Here is an 11,798-nt window from a genome sequence, read left to right on the forward strand (position 1 = left end):
CCGGTGGTCACCACCCTGCCGGGCAATCGCGACCCTCGGCTCGGTGCCGCGGTCGTGGTGCTGCGTGGGTTGCCGGAACCGAGAGTGGGTAGCCTTCAAAACGTGATCAACATTTCGGCGGAAAAGGGGATCTACAACACCCCGGTGGAGATTCGAGTGGCGGCATCGGTGTCACAGCTGCCGATCGTGCGCGGCCTCGCCGAAACTCTAGTCCTGCTCAGCGATTTCACCTTGGACGAAGTGGCCGATATCCGGCTCGCTGTCGATGAGGTCTGTTCGACGCTGATCGCCCGCGCGGCGGCAGGCACCAGCTTGCACTGCCGGTTCGCCGTTGGCGACCACGAACTCCTGGTGCGGGTTTCCGGCGTCACGGGCGAGGAGGGGCTGCCGGATCAGCGCAATTTCGGCTGGCATGTGCTGCGCACCCTCACCGATTCTGTCGACGCCCACCAGGAGCCCTTTGACCAGCAGGTTTCCGGATATCCGACGACGGTGGAGTTCCGTCGGGTCCGGGGGAAAGCGTAGTGGCCGACGAGGAGAACGTGCTCGAATCCGCGAGCGAGGACGACGAGACCGAAACCACGGACAAGAGCACCGAGTTGGAGACGAACGTGCCCGCAGGCGGGTACGACGATGTCGCTGCGCTGTTCACCCACCTCGCCGCCACCGAGGACGGGTCAGCGGAATACAACACGGTCCGCGACGAACTGATCAGCCGTTGCATTCCGCTGGCCGACCATATCGCGCGCAAGTTCAGTGGACGCGGCGAACCGTTCGACGATCTGACCCAGGTGGCGCGGGTCGGGCTGGTGCATGCGGTGGACCGCTTCGATATCAGCCGCGGTTCGAACTTCTTGTCCTTCGCGGTGCCCACCATCATGGGTGAGGTCCGCCGGTATTTCCGGGACAACACCTGGGCGATGCGGGTACCGCGCCGCGTCAAGGAAACGCATCTGCGGATCGGTGCTGCGGTCGACAATTTGTCGCAGAGCCTCGGCCGTTCCCCGACGGCGAAGGAGATCGCGGCCGAACTCGATGTCGACCCCGACGAGGTCGCCCAGGCCGTGATCGCAGGCAACGCTTATCAGCCTGCTTCCATCGATGCGGCGGCAGCCGGGCGCGATACCGATGCGTCGCTGCTGGACACCCTCGGTGAGGAGGAGGCCCAGTTCGACCGGGTGGAGGAGTATGTCGCCATCCGCCCGCTGCTGGCCGGGCTTCCCGAGCGCGAACGTCGCATCCTCACCATGCGTTTCTTCGAATCGATGACGCAGACGCAGATCGCGCAGCAGATGGGCATCTCACAGATGCATGTATCCCGTATCCTCGCCAAAACCCTGGCGAAGTTGCGGGAGCAATCGGCCCGGGAATAGCTCCGTTTCCTACGCTCTGGTCGCACCGGTGGTGCCTGCCCGGGTCGGCGAGCACACCGGCCGGCCGATAGTGCTGGTCAGCCGGCCTGTTCGCGGGCCTTGCGCAGTTTCGCGGGCGCGCACAGCCACCACGCGGCGTCGAGCATTTCGCGCAGCTGACCGGCGTCGACGTGGTCGAGGTCGATGAGGATATACGGGTAGCCGTCGTAATGCGGTGTGGTGTAGAAAGCCGGGTCACCGGAGGCCAGCAGCGCCTCCTTCTCCGCCATCTCACACCGCAGCACCAGCCCGCCTTCGGCCTCGGAACGCAGCCGGGCGAAACTCTTCCCACCGGCTTTCAGCGACGGCGTCCGGTACCAGGTCGACTCCTCGGCCTCTGGTAGCTGTGTTGCGAATCGGACCACGTCATCCCAGGTAAGAGCCATATCCTCAGTGTGGGGCAAGCCGGTGCGGTATCGCTTGGACGAATGTCGCCATCCTGCGGCGACCCGCAGCTACCTCGGTTTGCGCAGGGCGGCGAGGAACATCGCGTCGGTGCCGTGCCGGTGCGGCCACAGTTGCACAGCGGGACCCGGCCCGATATCGGTGACCCCCGGTAGTAGTTCCCGGGTGTCCAGTTCGACGGCGCCGGTGCGGCGCACCGTATCGGCGACCACCGCGACGGTTTCCGGCAGATGCGGCGAACAGGTCGAATACACGAGCACCCCGCCGGGACGCAGCAATTCCCATGCGGCGTTGAGCAGTTCGCGTTGCAGCACAACCAGTTCGGCGACATCGGCGGGGGTGCGCCGCCATCGTGCCTCGGGCCGTCGGCGCAGTGCACCGAGGCCGGTGCACGGCGCATCAACCAGGACGCGGTCGTAGCCGGGGGTGAGGCCGCTGTTGCGGCCGTCGGCGATATGCACGGCGACCGGCAGGTCACGGGTGGTCTTGCGGACCAACTCGGCACGGTGTTCGGCCGGCTCGACGGCGTCGACGTGAAAGCGGTCGATCGCCGCCAGCGCGCCCAGCAGTGCCGCTTTACCGCCCGGCCCCGCGCACAGGTCGAGCCAGCGTCCGCCATCCGCACCTTCCAGCGGGGCACGGGTGAGCGCAATCGCGACCAGTTGGCTGCCTTCGTCTTGAACGGCGGCCATACCTTCGCGCACCGGTTCCAGCGCGGCAGGATCGCCGCCGTCGAGATGCACCGCGTACGGCGACAGCGCCCCCTCCTCCCCACCCGTGACCAGCGCCAATTCCTCGGCGGTTATCTCACCGGGGCGGGCGACCAGATGCACGGTGGGCCGGGCGTCATCGGCGGCGAGCAGGTCACGCAGTTCGACTGCGTCCGCCCCGAGCGCGTCGGCGAAGGCCTGCGCGATCCACGCCGGATGGGCGAACTCGAACGCGAGCCGTCCCACCGGGTCGCGTGGGGCGAGGGCGTCCACCCACTCCTCGGGTGAGCGCCGCGCCGCCTGCCGCAGTACGGCGTTGACGAAGCCGGCTTTGCCCGCGCCGGATTCGGCGCGCACCAGTGCGACCGAGGTGTCCACGGCGGCGTGCGCGCCGATGCGGGTGCGCAGCAGTTGGTACACGCCGAGCCGCAGCACGTCCAGCAACGGTCCATCGATCTGCTCGATATCGCGGCCCGCGCATTCGGCGATCACCGCGTCCAGCACACCGAGGGTGCGGCAGGCGCCGTAACCGAGCTCGGTGGCCAGCGCAGCATCACGGCCGGTTACCCGCCGTTCCCGCAGCAGCGCGGGGAGGACGAGGTTGGCGTAGGCGTCGCGTTCCCGGACCGCACGCAGGGTGTCGAGGGCTACGCGGCGCGCGGCGTCGACCGTTTCCCGGGCCGAGCGGGTCTGGTTCTTGCCGCGTCCGGCCGCGCGACCGGCGCCGCTCGCCTTCCCACGCTCCGGCTGCGGCGCAGGTCGATCTCGGTCGCGGCCCTTGCCACCGCCACCGGGGCGACCACGAGCTGGCCTTTCTGCTCCGGGCTCACGCCGTTCGTGGCGGCCCGGACCGTCCTGGCGATTTCCCGGTCCACCTCCTCGTTCGCGGCCTGTGGCCTGGTCACCGCCGAAGCGCCGCGGCGCGGCGCGGCGTGGACCGGTGCGGCTGTTGTCTCCGTGTCGCCCGCTGTCGCGACTCGATTGTTCACGGTCCCTGCGCTCCGCGGAGTGTGATGTCTCCGCAGGCGAGGCATCCGGTTCCGGCGACTGGTTCCCGGAGCGCCGGAAGCCCCTGCGCTGCGGCTGGTCGGCACTCATTCGACCACCGCGTCGGCTGCGAGTCGTGCGCCACGCGCCCAGTCCAGCGCCGCCATCGGTCGCTTACCTTCCGGCTGAACCTGGTTCAGCCGGACTGCGGTCGTCGCGGTGCCGACGAACACACCCGTCTTGCGCACCTCGATCCGGCACTCCGGCAGCTCATCCTCGACCAGTTCGACCGGGCCGAGTTTCACCCGGGTGCCCGCCACCTCGGTCCATGCGCCGGGCGTCGGAGTGACAGCGCGGATCCGCCTGCTGACAGCGAGCGCGGGCTGGTCCCAGCGCACCCGCGCGGCCTCGACGGTGACCTTCGGTGCGTAGGAGACGCCGTCGGTGGGCTGCGGAATCGCCTGCAGAGTGCCGGCCTGCACACCGTCGAGGGTCTGCTCGAGCAGTGCCGCGCCGCTGTCGGCGAGCCGGTCGAGCAGGGTGCCCGCGGTGTCGGTGAGGTGGATCCGCTCGGTCACCACACCGAAAACCGGGCCGGTGTCCAGGCCTACCTCGATGCGGAACGTCGACGCCCCGGTGATCTCCTCGCCCGTAGCGATCGCCGCCTGGACCGGGGCGGCCCCGCGCCAGGCGGGTAGCAGCGAGAAATGCAGGTTGATCCAGCCGTGGCGTGGGATATCGAGCACATGCTGTGGCAACAGCGCACCATAGGCGACCACCGGGCAGCAGTCGGGGGCCAGGTCGGTGAGCGCGGCGACGAAATCGTCGTCACCGGGGCGCTGCGGGGTCAGCACCGGCACACCGTATTCGTCGGCCAATCGGCCCACCGGCGAGCGGGTGACCTTGCGGCCGCGGCCTGCGACGGCGTCCGGCCTGGTCACCACCGCCACCACCGTATGGTGGTCCGATTCCAGCAACCGGCGCAGCGACGGTACCGCAGGCTCCGGCGTGCCCGCGAAAACAATCCGCATCACTGGCCTCGTTCGGCGAGCACGCGTGTCGGCCGCACCGTGATACCGGCAGTGAACCACTCCGATTCGCGGATCTGGCGCATGGCGGCCTTGCGGTCGGCCGGATCGAGCCGGTCGATGAACAGCACACCGTCGAGGTGGTCTGTCTCGTGCTGGACACATCGCGCCAGCAAGCCTTCGGCGTCGAACTGCACCGGTGTGCCCTCGGCATCGACACCGCGGGCGTGTACGCGCAGCGCGCGCCGGGTGTCGTAGCGCGGTCCGGGGATCGACAAACACCCTTCCGGGCCGACCTGTTCCTCCTCGCCGAGCGCGGTCCAGGTCGGGTTGACCAGATGCCCGGACACCTCGCCGGTGTCGTAGACGAACACGCGCAGCCCGACGCCGATCTGCGGCGCGGCCATCCCGACCCCGCCGTCGTCGTGCATCGTCTCGGTCAGATCGGTGATCAGCTGCCGCAGCTCGGGACCGAAATCGGTGACCTCGTCTGCGCGGGCTCGCAGGATGGGGTCGCCGAACAGGCGGACGGGCTGAATGGTCACGGCAGCTCCCGGGTGCGGTGGAGAATACGGTCGTCCCATTCTAGGGGCGACCGCGTGTTGCCCGATTGTCCCGATCCACAGCGCAGAACCTGATACACATTCCGGTGCGGTCCGGGCGGGGTGTCGAGCCCCCCGTCCGGCCGCCCGGCGGGGCTTCCCGGTCAGATATTGCCGCCGATGATGACCTCGGGCAGCCCGGTGCCGAGCGCGACGGGGGCGCATGCCGGGACGGTCTCGGTGGCCGGGTCCAGGGCCTCGAGCAGCAATTGCAGCACGAACGGGTCGTACACCATATGGAAGTGTCCGGTCAGATCGGCCGGGCAGCGGTCCTGGATGACGATGTTGTCCGCACCCGGTCCGCGCAGTGCCATATTGGTGAACGGCTGGATCATCTCGTCGACCCGGCTACTGATGGTCACGTACCGCACCCCGGGCACCGTGTCCCCGCCTGCGTTGAGTTCGAGCATCGTCGGCGACCCCTGCGCCTGCTGGACGACGGCAACCGAGGTCACCTGCTCGAACAACTGCTCCGCGCCGGGGATCGCCTGTGCGATCGGCACCAGCCCGTACAGCACGCCCCCGTAGCTCGGCGAGGCAAGTCCCACCCACGTCCCGACTTTCGCGGCGCCGCCGAGTTTGTTGGTGTAGTAGCGGGTCACATTGGCACCCTGGGAGAACCCGACCAGATCCACTTCCCGGGCGCCGGTCGCGGCGAGTACATCGTCGACGAATGCGGCGATCTGATGCGCGCTGAGCACGAGATCTTCGGTGCCGAAACTCACCGCGCCGGGACGACCTCCGTAGTTGAGGGCGAATACGCAATAGCCGCTGGCAGCCAGCCGAGGCGCGATCACCGACCAGTCGGTGTAGGCGCTGGCGTCGGTACCGTGCGCGAGCACCACCGGACGGGGGTGCTGCGGAGTCGGGACGCAGTCGAAATCATTGGTGCCGCGGGGGGCGGCCCCCGGGTGGGCCTTCATGTACAGCGCGGCGGCGAGATGATCCGGTTGCGGCGGTGCGGGTTCGGTCGGCACGACCGGCGGACGATACCCGGGCGGCTCGGCGGCGGCCGGGCTCACACCCAGCGCGGCCGCACCGAGCAGTGTGACCGCGACCGCGATACCGAACACCGCCGACCTGCGACGTTGTGACTTTCCCCTGCCCCACAAACCATTTGCCTGTCCCATGTCACAATGATCTACCCTATCGGCCCGAAAAACGCTCGCCGACCACTGTTTTGACCTCCCCGTTACTTTTCGTGGGTTTCGTCGTCGGCGAGGATGCGATACAGAGACCGGCGGGCCTCGGTCAGCACCTCGGCTGCCTTGGCCGCTTGTTCCGGAGTGCCCGCGGCAGCTACCTGAGCTACCGCACCGAACAGTTGCCCGGTCAGCCCGCGCAGATCGATCGCATGCTCGTCGATATCGTCCTTGACCTCGGCCCACGGGTCGCCGAGTTCGTCGCGATGCTCGGTGACATAGGCCGTGCCTGCCTCGGTCAGCGTGGCAGTTTTGCGCCCGGCGACTTTCTGGATGAGTACCAGCCCCTCGTCCTCCAACTGCGACAGTGCCGGATAGATCGATCCGGGACTCGGCCGCCAGAGATCGTCGCTGCGCTCGCGAATCTGCTGGATCAGCTCGTATCCGTGCATCGGTCGCTCGGTGAGCAGCAGCAGGATCGCGGCGCGGACATCCCCGCGCCTGCCCCGCCCGCCACGTCCGCGGCCTCGCCCGAAACCGGGCCCGAATCCTGGCCCGAATCCTGGGCCGAAACCGTGGCGTCCGCCCCGGCGGAACTGCCGCCGACCGGGACCGCACTCGGCGTCCCCTGGATGCTGCCAGCGACCTCGGTGTCCGTGCCTGTCGTGGTTTTCCTTGTGTTCCATACCGGCCTCCTCAGCCCTATCTGAGTATTTCACACTATCGACGATATATCGGCAATCTATCTGTGACAACCTTCAGGAAAAGAAAAGTGAGGTCGTTCGCCATCGCCGAAGCCGAACCGGGATCCCGATCCCAGCCGCCGTGATCCGATAACAGCCGAGAACGCCCTGCTCGAGCCTGCTACCCGCTCCGCGCTGCCTACCTGCACTCCTGGCGACCAAGACAGCCTGGTTCAGCCCGCTGCGCGAAGGCCCCCGGTCGCTACGCTCGCGGCAGCGCAGCAGGCATAGGGCGGTGATCAGCCGATATCGACAGGATCGATCTGCACCCGCAGCGGCGCATCGACACGGTGGCTGCTGCGGACCGCCTGGGCGCCCGCCAGCGCGCGCGAAAGCGCCTGCCCATGGGAGCGGCCGGTGCGCAGCAGTATGCGTTCGACCTCGGCGGAGGAATCCGTGGTGAACGGGGCGCGCGCGTGGGCGGGGAGCGGTACCGGGCCGAGTACATCGACGAAGTCGGGAAGCGCGGCGGCGGTGAGCAATTCGGCGACGGCGTCGGCGGTACCGTCGACGGCAGCCATACGTACCGCGGGCGGGAAACCGACCTCCGCGCGTTGAGACAGTTCGGCGGCAGCATGACCGACCGGGTCCCAGCGCAGCAACGCCTGCACGGTCGGCAGCGCCGGTTCGGCCATAACGATCACCTGCCCGCCCGCCCTGACCAGGGCGGCGGCATTCATCCAGCGCCGGAGGGCGTCCTCAGCGGCACGCAGATCGGCGCGGCCGAGCAGCGCCCAGCCATCCAGCAGCAGCCCGACCCCGTATCCGCCGTCGAGGACGGGTTCGGCGCCGACGGTGGCGACCACGACCTGCGCGCCGGGCTCCACCGTATCCAGCAGTGCCGCCCCACTGGACCCGCGGATCGGCACCCCGGGGAACGCGCGCCCCAACTCCTCGGCGGTGCGCGCCGCCCCGATCACCACGGCGCGTAGGGCGCGCGCACCGCAGGCGGCGCACCGGAAAACCGGCTCGGTCCGCCCGCACCAGCGACAGCCCGGACTGTGGGCGAGGCCCGGATCATGGGGCGCTGCTGTTCGCCCCGTCGCGCCCGGGACCTCCGGCAGTGCCAGCGGCCCATTGCAGTGCCTGCATCGCGCAGGCGTCCGGCATTTCGCACACGCCAGTGCAGGCACATAACCACGCCGGGGCACCTGAACCAGCACCGCATCCCCTGCCGCCAGCGCCGACCGCGCCGCGGCGAACGCCACACCGGGGATGCGGACCGCCCGCGCGACCGGGTCGCGTTCCAGCGCGATATCGCTGTCACCGGGCGCGCTGAGCCGCGGGGCCGCAGCACGGACGTCCGCCCGGTCGGCCACCAGATCGTGCGCCCAACCACTGTCTACGACGGCCTGTATCTCCGCTGTCCGCGAATATCCGGCCGCGACGAACGCCGCACCGGTCTGATGCGCCCGCAACATCGCGACCTCCCTGGCATGCGGGTACGGCGCGCGCGGCTCGGCATAGGTGCTGTCACCGTCGTCCCAGATCGCGACCAACCCGAGATCCTGCGCGGGCGCGAACACCGCACTGCGTGTCCCTACCACGACCCGCGCGCTACCGCGCAACACCGCCAGCCAGCGCCGATATCTGGCCGCAGGGCCCAAACCGGCCGACAGCCCCACCGCCGCATCCCCCACCAGTCGAACACATTCGGCCAGCACTCGATCGAGGTCACGCTGGTCGGGCACCATCAGGATCACACTGCGACCCACCGCAACCACCACGGCCGCCAGCTCCGCCAGGCGACGCGCCCAGTCGTCACCCGGCAGCACCTGCCACGCCGCACGCGGCGCGCTTCCCCTGGCCAGAGCATCGATGAAAGCTGACCCGTGCCGGTATCGCCGCCACGGGGCGGTGTCGACGTCGCCCGGCGAACGCGTCATATCCGCGTCCGCAACCCCACCGTTCTCGGGTCGTTCTCCTGGCCGGACGACATCACCACAGTCGGCAGATGCTTTATCCCCGGTCTCCTCCCGGGTGGCGACCGATGCGTCTCCCCCCGCGGCGGTTTCCGAGGCAGCCCGGCCACCCGCTGTACGCCGACCGGGTTCGGCCTGCGTCGCTGTCCCGGATTTCTTCGCCGCGCCACCCGCTTCGGTGCGCGCGTGCCGCGGCGGGACAGCGAGGCGCAGTACATCGGCGCGGGTACCGGCGTAGCGGGCGGCGACGGCGGTGGCCAGGCGCAGGATCTCCGGGGTGAGCACCTGTTCGGGAGAGACGACGCGGTCGAGCCGGACGAGTTTGCCCGGATGGTCGGTGTGTGTATGCCTCGACAGCAGGTAGCCGTCCACCAGGCGGCCGGCAAAGCGCACCCGGACCCGGACTCCGGGCCGGGCCGTTTCGTTCATCTGCGCGGGCACCAGGTAGTCGAAATCGCGGTCCAGGTGCGCGGGGGTGAGCAGGGGAAGCACGCGAGCGATCGGGTGGGCCATCGGTGGCGTGTCCCCGTCGGAGTCCGATTCGCGGCGCTCGCGGGGCCCTCCGTGGTCACACTCCGCTACCGCCTTCGAGCCCGTCGCTGGGGCGGCGCGCTGCCCGGAAGCGCCCGGCACCGGCGACACCCCCGGCGGCGCTGCGTCTTCGGGGGTATCGTCCGCGAACTCGTTCACGCAGAGAGCAGAATTACAGCCCGGCAGCGGCGCGCAACTTCTCCGCGCGGTCGGTGTGCTCCCAGGGCAGGTCGATGTCGGTACGGCCGAAGTGGCCGTAGGCGGCCGTTTTGGCGTAGATCGGGCGCAACAGATCCAGATCCCGGATGATGGCGCCGGGACGCAGATCGAACACCTCGGTGATGGCACCGGAGATACGAGCCGGGTCGACCTTCTCCGTGCCGAAGGTCTCCACGAACAGCCCCACCGGGGCCGCCTTGCCGATGGCGTAGGCGACCTGCACCTCGACCCGGTCGGCCAGGCCTGCGGCAACCACGTTCTTGGCCACCCAGCGCATTGCATAAGCGGCGGAACGGTCGACCTTCGACGGGTCCTTACCGGAGAACGCGCCACCGCCGTGGCGGGCCATACCGCCATAGGTGTCGACGATGATCTTGCGGCCGGTCAGGCCCGCATCGCCCATCGGGCCGCCGAGTACGAACTTTCCGGTGGGGTTGACCAGCAGGCGGATATCGGAGGTGTCCAGGCTGGGCAGCGTCAGATCGGCGAGCACCGAGTCGACGACCTTTTCCCGGATATCGGGGGCCAGCAGGTTATCCAGGTCGATATCGGCGGCATGCTGGGTGGAGACGACCACCGTATCCAGCCGCACCGGGCGGTCACCGTCGTATTCGATGGTGACCTGAGTTTTACCGTCAGGACGCAGATAGGGCAGCACCCCGGATTTGCGCACCTCGGTCAGACGCCGCGACAACCGGTGCGCCAGCGCGATCGGCAACGGCATCAGCTCGGGGGTGTCGGTGTTGGCGTAGCCGAACATCAGGCCCTGGTCGCCAGCGCCCTGCTGTTCGATCTCGTCATCGGAGCCGCCGACTCGCGCCTCATGCGAGGTGTCGACTCCCTGAGCGATATCCGGCGACTGCGCGCCGATGGCGATGTTCACCCCGCACGAGTTGCCGTCGAAGCCTTTTGCCGACGAGTCGTATCCGATTTCGAGCACCTTCTCGCGGACGATGCGCGGGATATCGGCCCATGCCTCGGTGGTGACCTCGCCCGCGACATGGACCTGGCCGGTCGTCACGAGGGTTTCCACCGCAACCCGGCTGCGCGGATCCTCCGCAAGCAACGCGTCGAGGATGGAATCGCTGATGGCATCACAGATCTTGTCCGGATGACCTTCGGTCACGGACTCACTGGTGAATAGCCTGCTGCCGGACGTGCGCACAGTTCTTCCCTCTCCCTCAACGGGTTACTCGTACCGGGCTGCGACAGTAACGCGATGCGGCCACCGCGCAACCCTTCTGTAGAAGACTATTGCAAAACACCGACGCCGCGCGGGAGCCGAGACAGACGCGCTCAGCGCAGCAGCGGCGCGAGCGCGTCGAGAACCCGGCTGGCCAGCAGCGCCTTGGAGCCGTGGTCGAGCGCCTGCTCGGTGCCGTCCGCGCCGAGCAGCCAGCCGTCGTTGGTGTCGACCTCGAACGCTTTGCCCTCGCCGACAGCGTTGACCACCAGCAGGTCACAGCCCTTGCGGGCGAGTTTCGCCCGCGCGTGGGTGAGCACATCGCCGTGTTCATCGCCGGTTTCGGCAGCGAATCCCACGATGGCGGTATCGGGCAGCTGGCCGTCACGGCGCGACTGCACCAGTCCGGCGAGGATGTCCGCGGTTTTGGTGAGCGGGATCGAATCGGGTTCGCCCGCGCCCTTCTTGATCTTGGCGGCGGCTATGTTCGCAGGCCGGAAATCGGCCACTGCGGCTGCCATGATGACCGCGTCCGCGCCGACCGAATGTTTCTCGACCGCGGTCTCGAGCTGTTCGGCGGTGGTGATGTGCACCAGATCCACGGCCGCGGGGGGTGCCATCTCGATGGTGTTACCCGCAATCAAGGTGACCTGTGCGCCGCGTTGCGCGGCCACCCTGGCCAAGGCGTAGCCCTGTTTACCCGAGCTGCGATTGCCCAGGAAACGCACCGGGTCGAGCGGTTCCCTGGTTCCGCCCGCGGTGACCACGACTCGGCGGCCGACCAGATCGCGCGGAACGGCGTCGGCACGTTCGAGCAACAGGGCGGCCAGGCCGAAGATCTCTTCCGGTTCGGGCAGTCGCCCCGGGCCGGTGTCGGTGCCGGTGAGCCTGCCCGAAGCGGGCTCCATCACGGT

At 68.8% G+C, this 11,798-nt stretch carries 11 protein-coding genes; 2 read left to right on the forward strand and 9 right to left on the reverse strand.

Going from position 1 to position 11,798, the window contains the following annotated elements; genetic code table 11:
• Together B0T44_RS25000 and B0T44_RS25005 are read left to right on the forward strand one after the other, a co-directional pair.
• Window positions 1-525 (forward strand): ATP-binding protein (locus tag B0T44_RS25000; RefSeq protein ID WP_254893713.1); only part of this gene is annotated, 525 nt, incomplete at its 5' end.
• Complete coding sequence (locus tag B0T44_RS25005) at window positions 525-1,373, forward strand: SigB/SigF/SigG family RNA polymerase sigma factor (RefSeq protein WP_081512677.1); 849 nt, start codon at window positions 525-527, stop codon at window positions 1,371-1,373. The genes B0T44_RS25000 and B0T44_RS25005, both read left to right, overlap by 1 nt.
• Window positions 1,374-1,450: 77 nt before the next feature.
• Here B0T44_RS25005 and B0T44_RS25010 read toward each other — a convergent pair whose 3' ends face one another.
• The 9 genes from B0T44_RS25010 to B0T44_RS25050 all read right to left on the reverse strand — a co-directional run.
• A complete protein-coding gene (locus tag B0T44_RS25010) occupies window positions 1,451-1,798 on the reverse strand; it encodes an MmcQ/YjbR family DNA-binding protein (RefSeq protein WP_077115072.1) in 348 nt (115 codons plus the stop codon).
• Window positions 1,799-1,867: 69 nt separating this feature from the next.
• Window positions 1,868-3,625 (reverse strand): transcription antitermination factor NusB, encoded by a 1,758-nt coding sequence (locus tag B0T44_RS25015; RefSeq protein WP_081512679.1) that lies wholly within the window; start codon window positions 3,623-3,625, stop codon window positions 1,868-1,870.
• Window positions 3,622-4,545 (reverse strand): methionyl-tRNA formyltransferase, encoded by a 924-nt coding sequence (fmt, locus tag B0T44_RS25020; RefSeq protein ID WP_077115073.1) that lies wholly within the window; start codon window positions 4,543-4,545, stop codon window positions 3,622-3,624. The genes B0T44_RS25015 and fmt overlap by 4 nt, the downstream gene beginning before the upstream one ends.
• A complete protein-coding gene (gene def, locus B0T44_RS25025) occupies window positions 4,545-5,087 on the reverse strand; it encodes a peptide deformylase (RefSeq protein ID WP_077115074.1) in 543 nt (180 codons plus the stop codon). The genes fmt and def overlap by 1 nt, the downstream gene beginning before the upstream one ends.
• Before the next feature lie 161 nt (window positions 5,088-5,248).
• On the reverse strand, window positions 5,249-6,274 hold the full coding sequence (locus B0T44_RS25030; protein ID WP_081512681.1) for an esterase/lipase family protein: 1,026 nt from the start codon (window positions 6,272-6,274) through the stop codon (window positions 5,249-5,251).
• 62 nt (window positions 6,275-6,336) lie between these two features.
• Window positions 6,337-6,972 (reverse strand): PadR family transcriptional regulator, encoded by a 636-nt coding sequence (locus B0T44_RS25035; protein WP_077115076.1) that lies wholly within the window; start codon window positions 6,970-6,972, stop codon window positions 6,337-6,339.
• A 296-nt stretch (window positions 6,973-7,268) separates the two neighbouring features.
• Window positions 7,269-9,464 (reverse strand): primosomal protein N', encoded by a 2,196-nt coding sequence (locus tag B0T44_RS25040; RefSeq protein WP_081512683.1) that lies wholly within the window; start codon window positions 9,462-9,464, stop codon window positions 7,269-7,271.
• 190 nt (window positions 9,465-9,654) lie between these two features.
• On the reverse strand, window positions 9,655-10,866 hold the full coding sequence (gene metK, locus B0T44_RS25045; protein WP_077115077.1) for a methionine adenosyltransferase: 1,212 nt from the start codon (window positions 10,864-10,866) through the stop codon (window positions 9,655-9,657).
• A gap of 131 nt (window positions 10,867-10,997) precedes the next feature.
• A partial coding sequence (locus tag B0T44_RS25050; protein WP_303246080.1) for a phosphopantothenoylcysteine decarboxylase domain-containing protein occupies window positions 10,998-11,798 on the reverse strand: 801 nt, incomplete at its 5' end.

Origin of the sequence: Nocardia donostiensis, assembly GCF_002081715.1 — a bacterium.
GTDB classification, from domain to species: Bacteria; Actinomycetota; Actinomycetes; order Mycobacteriales; family Mycobacteriaceae; genus Nocardia; species Nocardia donostiensis.